We start from the raw sequence: 17,015 nt of genomic DNA on the forward strand, positions 1-17,015 counted from the left end.
TTAGCTGATTAGGATGCGCTCGAGAGAGTACGCAGTGCCACAGACACTACAGCCAGGCGCGGGTGACCGGATGCGTCGGGAGCAGCTTCGCGAATCTCCTTCAGAACGCGGTCGATGTTGCCGACGCGGGTCGGGTGCTCCTCAACCCAGGTTTCCAGAGCCTGCTGTGCACCTTCCACGGTGGAGAAGTCGCCCTTGGCGCCCTCTGCCACGGACAGTGCCAGCTCTGCTGCGGTCTCGTAGAGGCTGCCGCGCAGTGCCTGACGTGCCAGGATCTCCCAGCGGTCGTTGCGGGGCAGGTCGGAGATGAGGCCGAGCAGCTCGTCCACGGTGAAGCGGTTGTAGGTTGCGAAGTAGACCGGTGCCAGCGAGGTTGCTTCGAAGTCATGGTCGCGTGCCGCACGGATAACGTCCAGCAGGGCGTAGCCCTCAAAGCCGCGGATCCAGATAACGATGAGTTCCTCGGGCAGGCCCCATGCCTCGCCTGCGTCGCGCTTTGCACGAACACGGTCGCGGGAGGCGCCGGAGAGGTACTCGGGCAAGTTACGGCGCATCTCGACAACGGAGCCGAAGATCTCCAGCAGCTCAGAGATGCTGGTGCCAGCAACCACGCCACGCTCGGTGATGAACCAGCGGACTGCACGGTCCAGAATGCGCTGGTTGTCGCGCAGAACGGTGAACCATGCATCCAGCGGGGTCTTCGGGGGCAGTTCGCGGTGCAGCTTAGCTGCGGTGCCCAGCTCGAAGAGCTCGCGTGAGACGATGAAGGCGCGTGCGACGGAATCGATACCGACGTTGAACTCCTCCATCACGCGGTATGCGAAGGTGATACCGCCGATGTTGACCAGCTCGTTAGCGACGCGGGTACAGATGATTTCCTTACGCAGCGGGTGCGAGTCCAGGTGCTGACCGAAACGCTCAACCAGTGCTGCCGGGAAGTAGCTGCGCAGAACGCCTTCCAGGTAGGGGTCGTCCGCGAAGTCGGTCTGCTCCAGTGCGTGGGTGAGGTAAATCTTCACGTACGCAGCCAGTACGGACAGCTCGGGGCGGGTCAGACGCTCACCGGTGTTCTCCAGGCGTGCATCCAGCTCCTCGTCGGTGGGCAGGAACTCGACGGCGCGGTTCAGGCCGGCGTGCTCTTCCAGGTCGTGCATGAGGCGCTTGTACAGGTTGAGGCCCAGGAAGGAACCGTGGAACTCACCCTGCAGCAGCACGTTCTGCTCAACGTTGGTCTCGAGGACCTTGCCGCCGACCTCGTCCTGCAGGGACTCAATGAAGGAAGCACGCTCTTCAACGGGCAGTTCGCCGTGTGCCACGAGGCGGTCCACCAGAATCTTGATGTTGACCTCACGGTCACTGGTTTCCACACCTGCGGAGTTGTCGATTGCGTCGGTGTTGAGGATAACGCCGTTGAGTGCAGCCTCAATACGACCCAGCTGGGTGAAGCCGAGGTTACCGCCCTCGCCAACAATCTTGGCGCGCAGGTCCTTGCCGTTGACGCGCAGTGCGTCGTTAGCCTTGTCGCCTACCTGTGCATTGGTCTCGGTGGAGCCCTTCACGTAGGTGCCGATACCGCCGTTGTAGATCAGGTCGACCGGTGCCTTGAGGATGGCAGAGATCAGCTCGGTCGGTGCCAGCTCGGTGACGGATTCGTCCAGGTCCAGAACCTCGCGCACCTCGGGGGTGATCTCGATGGACTTCAGGCCGCGAGAGTACACGCCACCACCGGCGGAAATCAGGTCGCGGTTGTAGTCCTGCCAGGAGGAACGGGGCAGGTTGTACAGGCGCTGACGCTCATCGAAGGACACTGCCGCGTTCGGGTTCGGGTCCAGGAAGATGTCGCGGTGGTCGAATGCTGCGACCAGGCGGGTTGCCTTGGACCGGAGCAGACCGTTACCGAACACGTCACCGGACATGTCGCCAATGCCGACTGCGGTGAACTCTTCGGTCTGAGCGTCGTGGCCAAGCTCAGCGAAGTGACGCTTGACGGACTCCCATGCACCGCGTGCGGTGATGCCCATTGCCTTGTGGTCGTAGCCGACGGAGCCGCCGGATGCGAAGGCGTCGCCCAGCCAGAAGCCGCGCTCCAGGCTGATTGCGTTTGCGGTGTCGGAGAATGCTGCAGTGCCCTTATCCGCTGCAACCACCAGGTAGTAGTCGTCAGCGTCGCGTGCTACAACGCCCTCGGGGCGGACAACAGTCTCGGAGCCGTCAGCGCCAACGGAAAGGTTGTCGGTGACGTCCAGCAGGGAGCCGATGAAGACCTTGTAGGACTCGCGGCCCTCGGTAATCCATGCGTCACGATCCACAGCGGGGTCGGGCAACTGCTTGGGGAAGAAGCCACCCTTCGCGCCGGTGGGGATAATGACGGAGTTCTTCACCATCTGTGCCTTGACCAGGCCCAGAACCTCGGTGCGGAAGTCGTCGCGGCGGTCGGACCAGCGCAGGCCACCACGTGCGACGCTACCGAAGCGCAGGTGAACACCCTCAACGCGCGGGGAGTAGACGAAGATTTCGAACTTGGGGCGGGGCAGGGGTGCGAAGTCAATCTCCTGCGGTGCCACCTTGAATGCGAGTGCGGGGCGGTCAGTAAGGTATGCATTGGTGCGCAGGATAGCACGGATAACCTTGCCGAGGGAGCGCAGGTAGCGGTCAGCGTCCAGGGTGGGGATCTGGTTCAGTTCCTCAGCCAGTGCTGCTTCGATTTCCTCGCGGCGTGCGTTGCGCTGCTCGTCGTTCAGGCCGTTGTTCGGGTCGAAGCTGATCTCGAAGAACTCGACCAGGTGCTTGGTGATGGCCGGGTTAGCGAGCAGGGTGTTCGACATGAAGGACGGGGTGTAGCCCAGGCCCAGCTGAATCAGGTAGTGGTTCAGGGCACGGAACAGGCGTACTTCCTGCCAGGTCAGGCCCTCAGCCAGGATCAGGCGGTCCAGGGTATCGGACTCGCGCTCACCGAGCAGGTAGGCGTTCAGGGCATCCTCGTAAAGGGAAGCCACAGTGTTTGCGTCCACGCCCTCGGGGAATTCAACTCCGAAGTCATAGAGGTAGCCGTAGTCTTCGCCATCCTCAGGCTTGAACTCGTAGGGCTTCTGATCAACAACGACCAGACCCATATTCTGCATAACCGGCAGAAGCTCGGTGAGGGTGTGAGGTGCGGACAGGTAGGTCTTCAGTCGGGTAGTGTTGGCTTCGCCGGCTTCAACCTTGATTGCGGCGGGCTTCTGGCCCGAGAGAGATTCAAGAATCACGATATCCTCGATTGCTTGTTCTACTGTGTAATCGGCTCGGTAGGCTGCACTAGTCGCATCTGCCCAGGCTGATGCGAGTCGGCGGCCTGCCGCTCCGGGTTTCCATGCCTCAATAGCAGCTGCGGTTGCTTCCACCCAGGAGCGGGCGGCTTCTTGCAGTCGCTTTTCGAGAGCTTGATGATCCGTCTTCGGCACATCATTAGGGTTGGTGAGCCGAATGCGGAAAAATAGACGCGCCAACGATGAGGAGGACAGGTACACCTCATGGTCGATGGCACTAAGATCAAATTCCTGTTGGAACACCTGCTGGATACGGGAGCACACGTTCGTGTTGTAGCGGTCCCGAGGCAGATACACCACGGCGGAAATAAACCGGTTGAACTGGTCGGCACGCAGGAACAGGCGGGTCTTGCGGCGCTCCTCCAGGCCCATGATGCCGCCGAACGTATCGGTCAGATCATTAGCAGAAGCGTGCAGCAGCTCCAGGCGCGGGTAATCCTCCAAGGCACCCAGAAGCGCCTTGTCAGAGTAAGAACCGGGGTGGTAGCCGAGGCGGCGGCGCACCATCGCGATACGCTCACGCACCAGCGGAGTCTCAATGGCGGGCAGCGCGTACGACTGACGGGTGAACAGACCCAGAATGACGTACTCACCAATCACGCGGCCGTTCAGGTCGAAGCGGCGCACACCAATGTAGTCCAGGTAGTCGTTCCGTGCGACGGTGGAGCGGGAATTCGCCTTCGTGATGTACAGGGGGCGCGGGAACAGGGCACGCTCCAGGGTCTCGCCCGAAAGGGGGATGCGGCTCTTACCCTCCGTGGTGCGCAGAATACCGAGCGCCGAACCGGGGCGGTCCACCAGCGAAATAGCGCCGGAGGTGCCGTCCAGCACACGCTCCTTAACGCCCATGAACACGAAGTTGCCGCGGGTCAGCCAGCGCAGGAAGTCCTGTGCCACCTCCACACGGGAGGCAGGCTCCACACCGCGCGGGTTGGCGGCGTAGGATTCCTCGCCGTGACCCAGGGTTGCGCCGCGCAGGTCGTACATGGACTGCGCCAGGTCGAAAACGCGGGTGACCATGGCATCCAGGTCGGTGTGGCAGGCGCGAACGTCAGCGAGGACGCGCTCAACTTCCTTCTCGCAGCGGCGCTGCTCTTCCTCTGTGAGGTAGCGGGTCAGACGAACCGCAATCCAGGATTCAATAGCGACAGTGGTATCCGCCGGGGCGTTCTCGCTGAGCTTCAGGGAGGGCACGCCAAGAGTGGCGGGGTCGCCGCTGGCGAGGTTGCCGCGCATGCCGGTGCCGCGCAGGCTCAGGAGGGTACCGTCCGGGCCGCGTTCAGCGAGGAAGGTGGGGTGAAGAATGGTGACGAAACCACCAAAGTGCGCGGCAAGGCATGCGGTTAGGGAGCTGACGATGTGCGGCATGTCGTCGGTCGCGACGTACAGGGTGGTGTTGTACTCGTCGTTGCGTGCGGCAACGACAGCGGTCTTGGGCAGACGGATTTGAGCCAGCGCACGGTGGGTGCGAGCCAAATCCTCTAACTCTGCCGGGGTGAACTCTTCACGCTCATCTTCGGGGCTGTTCAGGAAATACTGCTCGACCCATGCATCGGCGCCAGCGAAGTGTGCCATAGCCTTGTCAGTCATTGACAATCTATCCTCCGAATATCGGTATCACTTCACTGTGACGGTGTCTGTGTGGTCTCATGTGCGCGCCGTGGCGCGCGAGCACTTATACCAAGCTTATACCTTCGAGATGTTTCTGTCAGACATATCGCTCTTGTGGGCGTAGAAATTATTTTTATCTTCTTCCCAAATCCAGCACGCATTTGGTACGGGTTCAAGAAAGTAGGTGCATCTTGAGGGATGGACACGTACAGTGAAACTATGAGTTTGCGTACTGAATCTTTCCTGGTGGGTCTCATTGGTGACGGCATCACCTCCTCCCTGACCCCTCCCATGCATGAGGCGGAAGCGGACGCGCACGGGGTGCGCTACCTGTACCGCCCCGTCGACCTGGACGCCCTGAACCTGGATGGCTCCTCCGCCCCGGCGCTTCTGGATGCGGCGGCACTGCTCGGCTTTAACGCTTTCAATATCACGCACCCGTGCAAGCAGTCGGTCATGGAGCACCTGCACGAGCTGTCGGATGCGGCACGCGCCCTGGGCGCGGTCAATTGCGTGGTGATTGGCGAGGACGGCAGCTTCTACGGCGATAACACGGACTACTCCGGGTTCATTGCGGGATTGAAGCGCGGCCTGCCGCAGGTGGCGGAGAATCCGGCGCGCCTGGAGCACGTGGTGCAGCTGGGCGCTGGCGGTGCCGGTAGCGCCACGGCGTACGCCCTGTGCCGCCTGGGGGTGCGCTGCCTGAGTCTCTTTGAGCGTGACGCGGCGAAGGCGCAGGGGCTTGCGGAGCAGCTGGGTGGGCTCTTCCCGCAGACCCGAATCGAGGTGCTGAGCGACGATGAACGCTTGATTGAAGCTCTACTACAAGCTCAGGGTTTGGTGAACGCAACCCCGGTGGGTATGCACGTGCATCCGGGTATGCCGTTGAGCGAGTCGGCGCTGAGCGCCGGGGTGTTGCATGAGGGTTTGTGGGTTGCGGACGTCATCTACCTGCCGCAACAGACGCAGCTGGTGCGCGCGGCGTGTGCCGCCGGGTGCGAGGTGCTGACGGGCGGCTATATGGCGGTGGGTCAGGCGGTGGATGCGTTCCGTCTCTTCACCGGGCTGGAACCGAACGCTGAGCGTATGGCGGCGCATTTTGAGGCGCTGATTGCGGCTCAGCAGGGGGCTTAGAAGGTTAAACATACAGGTGGGGTTGGATAGCTAACTATCCAATCCCACCTGTATTTATTCTATATACGGAATATATTGTTCGGGTTATGCATCCAGCTCAGCCAGGGACTTCTTGTACCCCTCACGAGCCGTCAGCGCACCCAACGCCACGAGCACACACATGGCGACCGTGAACACGGCGGGCAGCACCGCGTTATGCAGGTCGGCACCGGCGAGGCTCGTCGCCACGGCGGGCGCCACGCCTCCAGAAATTGCGAAGCCAATCTGGGTACCCAACGCCAGGCCGGTCACGCGCACGCGGGTCGGGAACATCTCCGCGTAGAAGGCGGGCCACACGCCGTTCGCCATGGAGTACAGCGCACCGTGCATGAGCACGCCGTAGGTGAAGATACCCACCCAGTTACCCTCGGTAATCGCGCCGAGGTACGGGAACATCACCAGGGACGAAGCAACCGCACCGGTAATGAACACGGGCTTACGACCGATCCGGTCGGCAAGCATGGCGGCGAGCGGAATCGCAATCAGGCCGAGAGTGTTGGAGGCGACCGGCACCAGCAGCATGGTGCTGCGGTCAAGGCCGTAACCCTTGGTGGCGAAGGAAAGCGCGAAGGTCGTGAAGACCATGTTCACGGTGTTGACCATGGCGCACACGGCAATAGTGAGTACGGCGCGCTTGTAGTGCTTGAAGACCAGCATGAGCGGGGACTCGGTAAGCTTTTCGCGCTGCAGGTAGGCGGGCGGCTCGGAGAGGGTGCGGCGAATCAGCCAGGCGGTCACCACCACAAAGGCGGAGAGCCAGAAGGGTACGCGCCAGCCCCAGCTGAGCAGGTGCTCGTCCGGCAGTGCGGCGAAGGGAATGAACACGGCGGTTGCCAGTAGCGAGCCGAACTGGGTGCCTTGCAGGGTCCAGCTGGTCGTGAAGGCGCGCTGATGCTCGTTGGCGTGCTCCAGGGAGATGGAGATGGAGCTTGCCTGCTCACCGGCGGCGGAGAGGCCCTGAATCATGCGGCAGATGACCAGCAGGGTGGGGGCGAGGATACCCGCCTCGCTGTAGGTCGGCAGGCAACCGATTGCGAAGGTGGCAAAGCCCATCAGGAAGAGCGTGAGCATCAGGACGAATCGGCGGCCGTAGCGGTCACCGAGGGGCCCAACGATCATGGCGCCGAAGGGGCGCACAACGTAGGCGACGCCCACAACCACCATGGACTTGAGGATGCCGATGGCGGCGGTGTCTTCGGGGAAGAAGATGCGGTTGAGCACGATGGCCGCGGCGGTGCCGTAGACGGCGAAGTCGTAGTATTCGAGGGCGGAGCCTATCCAGCTGGCGAGGGCGGCTCGTCGTGGTGATCGGGCGGGCGCGTCGGTGCGTCGGCTCATGGGTGGCTCCTTCGGTGCTATACCCGTTGGGAGGGGCGGGGCCTTGGTGTGGGCGGCCCGTGCGGTCTGTCAATGTGCCCTTCCAGTGTAGGGAGCACACCACCTGTTTTCCATAGGGTTACCTAAGTTCCCAGAGTATGAAGACAGTATGAAGTAGGAATAGCAGGCTGATACCCCCAGCCCCCGTATGATGTATCTGTATGTAGTTCCGTCACCAATGTTCTCTAAGAGGTACCATGTCTTCACCGCGCACCAGCATTATCATGCCGGTCTACAACACGGCTGACACTGTCATCGCCGCGATGGAGTCCGTTCTGGCGCAGACCGACCCCGATTTTGAGTTGCTGGTAGTAGTTGACGGCTCCCCGGATTGTTCCTCGAAGGTGATTCGCGAGTTCCTGCAGAACACCCCCGACCCCCGCATCCGTCTGTTCGACAATGAGCAGAACGCCGGCGTGTCTGCAGCACGCAACCAGGGTCTGGATGAGGCGCGCGGCGAGTGGATTACGTTCATTGACTCTGATGACACGTACCGCCCCGAGTTCCTGGAGCGCCTACACGCCGCGGCGGCACGTAACGGCGCGGATGTGGCAACCTGCGGTCACACCATTGCCCGCGCCGACGGCTCCACGATGGACCGCCCGCAGGATGCGCCCGGTACGTACACGGGTCGCGATATTGCCATCAACTATCTGCTGAACCGTTTTACGGGTTTTGTGCACGATAAAATTTTCCGCGCTTCGCTCTTCTCTTCGGTACGTTTCGCAACCGATATTCACCGCGCCGAGGATGCCCTCGCGGTCTTTGAGTGCCTCATGCAGGCGCAGAAGCTTGAGGTTATCCCGGACTGCCTGTACCTGTACCACATGGGCTCTGAGGGTCTGACGTGGGGCCGCGTGACCCCGGTGGAGGAAAGTATCCGCCACACCCGCTACATGCGTGAAGCGGGTGCACCCCTGCTCTCCTCGAAGGAGGGTCAGCAGGCGATGGCGATTTCTTCTGCGGTGACCTACCTGAATAATGCCCAGCAGGCGCTCATGAGCGATAGCGCCGACTCGGACGCGGTAATCCGCGAGTGCCGCCGCCAAATCGAGTGGGGTTGGGTTGTGCCGGCGCTACGTTCTAGCCCGGTGGTGGGTGCGGCGAGCCTGCTGTTGAAGCTCTCCCCCGCCCTGTACCGCACCCTGTACGGCGCGTACGTTCGCCGCGCCTACGGCATGTAACCCCTCAGCGTTTTTATCATCACAGTTCTTATTAGCCCCGTTCTTAAAGGTTCCTGTCTTTCATGTCTGCCATCCCTCGCACGAGCATCATTATGCCGGTCTACAACACCGCTTCCACCGTCATTGCGGCGATTAAGTCGGTGCTGGCGCAGACCGACCCCAATTTTGAGCTTCTGGTCATGATTGACGGCTCCCCGGATCATTCGGCGCAACTGATTGCCGACTATCTGCAGCAGAACCCGGATGAGCGCGTGCGCGTGTTCAATAACCCCAAGAATCAGGGCCTGTCCGCGATGCGTAACCAGGGCCTGGATGAGGCGCGTGGCGATTGGGTGACGTTCCCCGATTCTGATGATGCTCTCTACCCGATTTTCCTGGAGCGCCTGCACCACCACGCGGAGCGTACGGGGGCGCAGGTGGTCAATTGCGCCCACAACATGGTGGCGACCGACGGTTCGACTACGCAGCGCCTGAAGGGTGCCCCCGGCACGCTGACCGGTCAGGAGGCGGCGTTCGCCCTGCTTAAGGATGAGCTGTCTCCTTACGCTTGGGATAAGATTATTCGCCGCGAACTATTTGAAGGTGTTCGATACCCGCAGATTGAACGAGCCGAGGATGAGTGTGCGCTATTGGACTGCTACCTACGAGCACAGAGCGTGACCGTCATTGACGAGCCGCTGTACGCGTACGCGGTGAGCGCGGGAAGCCTGACGTGGAGCCGTATTACTCCCCTGTCTGAGACTCGCCGCCTGCTGGAGTATTTTGAGAAGTCTCTGCAGCGTACGAGCACGTATCATCTGCTTGCCGGTCAGGAGGCGCTGACGATTGCCCGGGTTATTGCGTACCTGAATAACGCGCAGCAGGCGCTGATTGTGGGCGGTGAGAGCGCACCGGCTGTGCTGGCGGGTTGCCGTGCCGGTTTTACGGTGAGCGATGCGCTGCTTGCGTTGCGCATCCGCCCGGTGTTTGGTGCGGCGGGTCTGCTGTTGAAGACTAGCATGCCGCTGTACCGTCTGCTGTACGGCGCGTACGTTAAGCGGGTCTATAACCTTTAGAATTCGGGTGCTTGTACCCATCACACTCACACACATTGATTGGAGCGGATTTTCATGTCCTCCAAACCTGCATCGGCGCAGGTGGCGTCTTCTCAACCTGCGGATGCTCAGCCTGAGTCTCAGGTGCCTGCCGCGCGCCCTAAGCCCGCGCGAAAGGTGTACCTGGACCTTATTAATGGTCTTGCCATTATCTTCGTGGTGGCGTTGCATGTGCGGTTCAACTATCGGGTGGATTACGATTCGCCCGGCTGGGTTCTCGAGAACATTCTTTCGGGTACCGCGGTTGCGGCTGTGCCGCTTTTCTTCATGGCCTCGGGCATTACCCTGCTGAATTTCACGAACCGTGAGAGCGTCGGCACGTTCTATAAGAAGCGTTTCACGAAGATTCTGATTCCGCTGCTGGTGTGGGGTCAGGTGTATCTCTTTGCGCGCAGCTGGTTTAAGCACACTCCCCTGCCTACGGGTGAGGAGATTCTGGCGGTGCTGTTGGCGCCGAACAAGGTGGGTGTGACCCTCTGGTATTTGGAGGCGCTCATCGGCGTGTACCTGGTGTTGCCGATCTTCTCGTACGCCCTGCGTGGTGCCGGTGAGAAGAAGGTGCAGCTGGCGTGGCTGATGGCTGCGCTGGGTCTGCTGATGCCCATTGCGACTGCTACCCTGCAGAAGATTAATCCGCAGTTTATGCCGGAGTTCTCGGCACCCATCGTGGGGTATGTGGGCTTCTGCTTCTTGGGTTATGCATTGGCGAATACGGAGTTTAGCCTGCCGTGGCGTCTGGTGATTTATGTGCTGGGTATTGCCGGTTCTCTGGCGCATATTCTGGTGGGCCCGTACCTGGTACTGAACCACCCGGGCCTGGGCGGTTTGGCGACCGAGTACCTGTCTGTTCCGACAATTTTCTGGGCCGCGGCGGTGTTCGTGTTCTTCAAATCTCTGCCGCTGAATCGCCTGCCGGAGGCGGTTCAGACGGGTCTGCGTAAGCTGTCGGCTCTGACTTTTGGTGTGTACCTGATTCACCTGCTGATTATTCAGGGCCTCGCCGCCTACGGTTGGCCGCTGGTGGATTACCGCCTGGAGGCACCCTACGCGCTGCTGGTGTGGGCTTCTTCGCTGATTCTGGTGTGGCTGCTGCGCTGGATTCCGCCGGTCCGCAAGTGGCTGATTCCCTAGCGGTGAGCCGCTTACCAGGTTTAAACGTTGGGAGGGGCACGTACATCATGTACGTGCCCCTCCCATAGGTTTTTAAGCAGAGGTTTTTAAGCAGAGGTTTTTAAGCTACTCGGCGTGAGCTTCTTCCGTGCGGGATGCCAAAGCCACGCCAACCATGTGCACCACGAAGCCGCAGACCGGGCCGACCGCCAACGCCACAATAGCGCGCGGCACCAGCGGCGCGGGAATCAGGAACGCCAAGCTCAAGGTCACCGCCGCGGCAACCACCCAACCGGCGAGGTAGATGCGGTGCTGGTTCACCGCGAGCGCCATATTGCCCGAGAGGGTCATGAGCGCCAGCAGTGCCGAGGCGAAGACCAGCGCACCCAGGGTGATGCCGGAGGCTGCCGCCTCGTACGCGGACTCTGCACCTGCGGCAGGCGGGTAAATCAGGCGGAACAGCAGCGGACCCACCAGGTACGCCGCCAACGCGCCCACAGCACCCACAGCCACCACTGCGGCGGCAGGCTTAATGAACGCCGCTACGGGGCGGTGGCGCTGCTTCAAGAAGGCAGAAACCGCCACACCCTGGAACGCCTGCAGGGGAATCATGATCGGCGAACGGGTAATGGAAATCGCCAGGATCAGGGTGCCCAACACGACTGGCTCGCTCTCCGCGGCGCCGCTCGCCTTCAGCACGTTCGGGAAGCCCATCATCAGCACCGCCGCGGCGGCAGAGGACAGGAACGACCAGAGAATATTGGTTATCAGGCGCCCCGCGGGTACATCGGCACGAGCGACCCACAGGCGGCGACCCGAGACGGTCACGAACGCCAGGATGAGCCACAGACCCATCGGCACGACGGTTGCCACCTCAAGACCGGCAAGGGAAGGAATCATGAGCGCAGCCGCAAGCATGAGGATGAGGCGCCCGGCAGATTCCAGACCACCCACCGCCGCAAAAAGGTACCAGCGGTCCTCACCGGCGGTCACACCGCTCATAGTCGCCTGCAGGGCGTAGAGGAACACGCCCACCGCCATAACGGTCACGCCCACCGCCGCCGAATGCGGAATCTGCTGGCCCGCCCACAGAGGGGAGCTCACCAACACCAGCGCACCAGCGATAGCACCCAGAGCCGCGGTCACCGTAACCACGCGGGCGCCCTGCGGCGCGGAACCCTCAGCAGATGCAGCCCTGTTAGCTAAAGCCCTGTCAGCTACAGCACGGGTGCGTGCCGTACCCACCGCGCGCGTAATCTCCGGCTGAATACCCGTGATAATACCCGTCACAGTGAAAAGCGCCGCCCAGAACAGCAGGAACTCCGTCAGCTCCGAACCGTTCAGGGCACGCTGAGCAATCATGGTCACCAACAGCGTGGAGACCGCCGCCAACAGGGACGAACCCAAAAGCGCCAGGGACTGGTAGCGGGTGACCGTACCCGAAGACTGGGCCTCCCGAGAGGGGTGTTCCTCCACCCCGCTCTTATCGGGGTGCTGTACCGACTCGCTCACCGCGTCCTCCTCATTCCTAGCCGCCAATATAGCCGCCAACACAAACCATCATTACATACGCAGATGCGCCGCACATCCACCGCAGGATGTACGACGCACCGCACACAAATATAGGTTTACTTCACCACATGCTCGGCAAGGTTCTTAACACCCTGCCACTTCTTCGCCAGGGCCGCCTTCGGCAGCAGAGTCAGCGCGTGAGCACGCGAGGAGAAACGGATACGGGCCACGCGGGCAGCCTTCGTCCAACCCAGGGCAGTCATCTCATCAGCAATGGTGTTCATGTAGCGGCGCTCCTCATCAAAGCGGGTACCCTCCAGGGCACGCCAGGACGAGTCAGAACCACCGTGACGACGGTACATGAACGCAACCTGCGGATCGTAGTACAGGGAGCCGCCGCGCATCGTAATGTCGAGGATCAGCGCCATGTCCTGAATAACGTTCAGGCCCTCACGGAAACCGGTGCCCACGATAGCGTCCTTACGCCAACCCAGGGACGGGAAGTAGAACCACGCGCCGCGCAGCAGGGAGGTAGCCAGCTCTTCACCCTGCAGAACAGCCTCACCCTTGGGACGGTAGAACGCCTTAGTCTGCTCCACCATAGTGTTCGACAGGCCGTTGTTCTCATCAATCACGACCACGCCGGGCTGGAAAATGGATGCCTCAGGGTGCTTCGCCGCCGAATCCACCAGCCACTGCACATAGTTGGGGAGCATGACGTCATCAGCACCCATGACGGTGACCAGGTCATTCTCTACGAAGGTCAAGCACTTGCGGTAATTACCGTTCGCGCCCAAGTTCTTCTCATTACGCATGTAGGTGATGCGCTCATCCTTCAACGACTCGAACCAGCCGGGAATCGAGTCGTCCGGGTAGCCGTCATCGATAACAATCATGCGCCAGTCCGGGTTGGTCTGACCGACCACAGACAGCACAGCCTGCTTCATCATGGCAACGTCGCCGTAGTAGGGGAACAGAATATCAACGGTCATGAGGTATTACTCCAAGCTCAAACGTGTAGAAACGTATAAAAATCAGGGGCTTTAGGGCTTCTTCTGCTCTCGCTCTGTGGCGCGGGAAGCGCCCTGCGGCTGACGCTGAAGAGCCTTCATAATCGCAACTTCTTCAGCGAGGGTACGCATATCATCCGTAATCTTCGAGATAGCCAGGGTCAAGTGCAAGCTAATACCCATCAGCATAATAATCGCCAGTAGGAACAGCAGGTTGACCGGGGTCTCAATACCCACCAGACGCGAGAGGGCATCCAAAAGCTTCGGGAAAAGCGCTAGCACAATCATGATGACGCCAACGATAAGCCACAGTGCGGCGTACTTTTCCTTCATCTTCTGGTTGCGTACCTGCGCCAGAACGAGAACCTCCATCACCACCACGATGAGAAGGAAGAAAATATTTGCACTCATTTACTTAGACCCCACATTCGTTTTCTGGCGAGTCATCGACATGCCAAACGAGAAGAAAGAACGAACCAGGTACACCGCAGACTTCCACGGGCTCGAAGAAGGAGTACCACCCTGACGCTCACGCATCTCAACCGGCACCTGCTTTACAGTCAAGCCAGAACGAATCGCCATCACGCAGGCATCGATACAGTCACCCAGATACTCAGCAGGTAGATGCTCGCAATACTGCTCAATCGCCTTGCGGTCTGCCGCACGGAAGCCGGAGGTGGCGTCGGTGAACTTCTCGCCTGAAATCATCGTAAACATACGGGCCAGAACCACCATCGCCCACTTACGCGGACCAGACACCTTATAGTTCGTCGCCTCAGCAAAGCGGGAACCGATCGATATGTTGACATCCTCCAGGCCAGCAAGCACAGTGCGGATACCCTTCGGGTCATGCTGGCCATCAGCATCAACCTGAATCGCGCAATCATATCCGGCTTGGCGAGCATACTTGTAACCGGTGCGCAAAGCGCCACCGATACCCATGTTGTAGGGAAGATCAATCACGAAAGCGCCGGTAGCGCGCGCAATCTCAGAGGTGCGGTCGGTGGACCCGTCATTGACGACTACCAGGTCGACCTCAGGCATCATGCGGAAAAGTTCTTCAATTGTGCCCCCAATAACTTCCTCTTCATTCCACGCGGGCATAATGATGAGGGGCCGAGGGGTCTGCGTAAAAGTCTCTGATTCCATGCGGTGCTATCTCTTGTGTGTATGGCATACGGAAGTTAGTATGCGCACAAAGGCATACCGGTTTTACATCTTATCAGTACTCTCTTAACGACGCTCGAAGTAGCACCGCGGGGGTGGCCTAGTCTCCACGCCACCCCCGCAATACTTCAGGCAGCCCAAAAGTGCCAGATACTAGTTATTATCGCAAGCGCTAATGCGATACAGAGTCATCGGCCCCGAGGAGTACACCGGGGTCAGAACGTCCGTGCCAATGGCAGCCACGAGGCCGTCGTAGTTTTTCTGTGCGTCTGGGCCGAAGTTCAACTGGTTCTCCAGGTGAACGTACCAGTGGGCCTTGTACTTGTTCACCTCGCGGCACACCTCCGGATTTGTACGAGCGTCCTTGAGGTTGTGCATAATTGCCGAGTACTTGGGTGAGGTCTCAAACTCGAAGTGGTATCCCGTCAGGTGACGATCTGCCAGCGCGTAAATATAGGCGCTACCGTCCCAGGGGTTGTTCACGATCACATCGCCCTTCGGCACGATCTTCGGGATCTCGTTAATGACGTTCATCTCGTCCTGATTCAGCACCACAGAGGTCGGGGTCACTCGGTATTCCTGCGATACCGCCAGAGTTGTCTCCTGCACCGAGGGTACACGCGAAGAAAGACCAGCAACTACCAGTACCAGAACCATCGCAACGCCCATGCCGACGGTCGCAACCTTCAATCGTGCCGGGCGCGGCGCGCGGCGCGCAACCCAGGTAAGCAGACCTTCCACGAAGCCGCCCAAGCCGATACCAGCCAGAATCACCGAGGGGAATACCACCAGCGCCGCCAAGCGGAAATGATCCGTGTACCAGGGAGCAACCATCAACAAGCGGAACTCGCCGCGCGGCACCGAGGCGGACACAATCCATAGGTAACCAATCAGCACCCAGCTGGCAATCAGCCACAGGTTGCGGTGCTTGTACAGCAGGTACCCCGCGCCCCACAGGGCCAGGAAACCGGCCAGATACGAGGGATTGAACGTATCTCTCAACTGATTGGCGTTCTCCAGGCCCAAGAAGAGGAACTGGTAGAGCGCCTCACCTTCGGTGAGCATAGGCTCCCACGTGTTGCTGGCAGATGCGCCAGGACGCAGGAACCACCAGGCACCCACACACCCAAGAATTACCAGCCCGAGTAGAGCGGATCTCACCCACTTCTGGCGAGAGGTCAGCTCGCGCGAGCGCACTACCCACGTCACCCCGGCCAGTAGCAGGGGTACAGCAAAGGCTGCGGCAGAGACCACCGCATTCGGATGCACCAGCGCCAGACCCGCAAGACCCACCAGGGAGGCTAAACCCAGCGATAGGGATGCCGAATACTCGCGGCGTACCATCACCTGTACCAGGTACACCATGAGCGCCACAAATGAAGGTAGCAGGGCATAGCCCAGCAGGTTCGGGAAGAGCACACCCCAGCGCAGTAGCAGGCCCGGGAAAGCCGCAAAACCGCAAATCATCGCCGGAATAGCTAGGGCCTGCAGGCGACGCAGCTTCGGGATGCTCAGGCTCAGCGCCACCAGCGAGCAGGGCCACAAAATGCCGGCAGCCAGTAGCACGGTCACAATGGTGGCGGTCGCAATACTCGTACCCGTGGTGCTATAAATCAGGGACACAAAATCGTGCCAACCCGCCGGGTAGAACGTCGGCTCCTGGTTTGCTGCAGCGACTGCTCCAAGGGTCAGGCTCGAGGCGTCGCCGTGCTCCTGAATCCAGCGGATTGCATTCATATGGAATGAGTTATCCAGGCTCTGCGAGAACGCCTCAGGCCCGTAGACCATGTCCTCGGTCATGTGCAGCACCAGGAATCCGCCTAACACAGCACCCACCACCGGCCATGCCACAGGAACATCATTACCCGGCCACGAGGCAGACGCCAGGGCAGGCCAACGGCGACCCACCAGCCACATGAGACCAGCAGCCGCAGCCACCATCACGGCAGCGACCGGCACAAAAGAAATCAGGCTCCACGGAATGCCGGTCTTACCCAGCACAATCGCGGAAACAGCCACCAGAGCAAAAGTCAGCAGCGGCGCATAAAAAACGCGCAGACGTGCAGGAACACGCAACGCCCAGCCCATCGCATAGCCGGGGCCGAAAGCCAACACGGCCGCAAAAAGTAACAGCGGAATAATTGCCAACCAGCTCATTAACCCTCTTCTCCCCACAGTTCACGCACCGAAAAACCCCTCAAATACGGGGCGCGGCGCGCTTTCGAGTACCTAGCAAGGATACCCCAGAGGCTTCTTTAACCCCGCGAAACCCCGCAGAAGAGAGAGGGACAGCACCCACAACCCGCTATTCAGACCCTAATGCGAGGCAATCGGCGGAGTGCATCTTCGAAGCTCCCAAAAGACGAAGATTATGACGTAATATTTCACGCTCAATGTCACGAAAGGGTCACCTAAGAAACATAGGGCAATAAATAAGGTGTTCACCACCCATTAGCTTTACTCTGAACA

11 protein-coding genes are annotated in these 17,015 nt (G+C 60.3%); 4 read left to right on the top strand and 7 right to left on the bottom strand.

Annotated elements, in window-relative coordinates:
• Positions 1-8 precede the first annotated feature (8 nt).
• Positions 9-4,898: an NAD-glutamate dehydrogenase gene (locus HMPREF2927_RS00755; RefSeq protein ID WP_070684724.1), complete on the bottom strand. Its 4,890-nt coding sequence runs from the start codon at positions 4,896-4,898 to the stop codon at positions 9-11.
• Between the two features lie 240 nt (positions 4,899-5,138).
• Here HMPREF2927_RS00755 and HMPREF2927_RS00760 point away from each other — a divergent pair, with 240 nt between their 5' ends.
• Positions 5,139-6,053 (top strand): shikimate dehydrogenase, encoded by a 915-nt coding sequence (locus HMPREF2927_RS00760; protein WP_070684812.1) that lies wholly within the window; start codon positions 5,139-5,141, stop codon positions 6,051-6,053.
• 84 nt (positions 6,054-6,137) lie between these two features.
• Here the strand turns inward: HMPREF2927_RS00760 and HMPREF2927_RS00765 are convergent, their stop codons facing one another.
• Complete coding sequence (locus HMPREF2927_RS00765; RefSeq protein ID WP_070684727.1) at positions 6,138-7,430, bottom strand: MFS transporter; 1,293 nt, start codon at positions 7,428-7,430, stop codon at positions 6,138-6,140.
• 236 nt (positions 7,431-7,666) lie between these two features.
• Between HMPREF2927_RS00765 and HMPREF2927_RS00770 the strand changes: the two genes are divergently transcribed.
• The 3 genes from HMPREF2927_RS00770 (at position 7,667) to HMPREF2927_RS00780 (ending at position 10,878) form a co-directional block, all read left to right on the top strand.
• Positions 7,667-8,653 carry a glycosyltransferase family 2 protein gene (locus HMPREF2927_RS00770; protein WP_070615769.1) on the top strand — a complete coding sequence of 329 codons (987 nt, stop codon included), beginning with the start codon at positions 7,667-7,669 and terminating at the stop codon, positions 8,651-8,653.
• Positions 8,654-8,715: 62 nt separating this feature from the next.
• The gene (locus tag HMPREF2927_RS00775; RefSeq protein ID WP_005507972.1) at positions 8,716-9,708 is read left to right on the top strand and encodes a glycosyltransferase family 2 protein; all 993 of its coding nucleotides are present in this window, start codon (positions 8,716-8,718) and stop codon (positions 9,706-9,708) included.
• Between the two features lie 54 nt (positions 9,709-9,762).
• On the top strand, positions 9,763-10,878 hold the full coding sequence (locus HMPREF2927_RS00780; RefSeq protein WP_210399815.1) for an acyltransferase: 1,116 nt from the start codon (positions 9,763-9,765) through the stop codon (positions 10,876-10,878).
• Positions 10,879-10,983: 105 nt separating this feature from the next.
• On the opposite strand, the gene HMPREF2927_RS00785 is transcribed toward HMPREF2927_RS00780, so the two are convergent.
• The 5 genes from HMPREF2927_RS00785 to HMPREF2927_RS00805 form a co-directional block, all read right to left on the bottom strand.
• A complete protein-coding gene (locus HMPREF2927_RS00785) occupies positions 10,984-12,369 on the bottom strand; it encodes a hypothetical protein (RefSeq protein WP_005507974.1) in 1,386 nt (461 codons plus the stop codon).
• A 116-nt stretch (positions 12,370-12,485) separates the two neighbouring features.
• The gene (locus tag HMPREF2927_RS00790; RefSeq protein WP_070684729.1) at positions 12,486-13,361 is read right to left on the bottom strand and encodes a glycosyltransferase family 2 protein; all 876 of its coding nucleotides are present in this window, start codon (positions 13,359-13,361) and stop codon (positions 12,486-12,488) included.
• A 51-nt stretch (positions 13,362-13,412) separates the two neighbouring features.
• Positions 13,413-13,790 carry a DUF2304 domain-containing protein gene (locus HMPREF2927_RS00795; RefSeq protein WP_005507976.1) on the bottom strand — a complete coding sequence of 126 codons (378 nt, stop codon included), beginning with the start codon at positions 13,788-13,790 and terminating at the stop codon, positions 13,413-13,415.
• Positions 13,791-14,528: a glycosyltransferase family 2 protein gene (locus HMPREF2927_RS00800; RefSeq protein ID WP_005507977.1), complete on the bottom strand. Its 738-nt coding sequence runs from the start codon at positions 14,526-14,528 to the stop codon at positions 13,791-13,793.
• Positions 14,529-14,699: 171 nt separating this feature from the next.
• On the bottom strand, positions 14,700-16,703 hold the full coding sequence (locus HMPREF2927_RS00805; protein ID WP_070684731.1) for a DUF6541 family protein: 2,004 nt from the start codon (positions 16,701-16,703) through the stop codon (positions 14,700-14,702).
• Positions 16,704-17,015 lie beyond the last annotated feature (312 nt).

This window comes from Rothia sp. HMSC061E04 (assembly GCF_001813685.1).
In the GTDB taxonomy this organism is placed as follows: Bacteria; Actinomycetota; Actinomycetes; order Actinomycetales; family Micrococcaceae; genus Rothia; species Rothia mucilaginosa.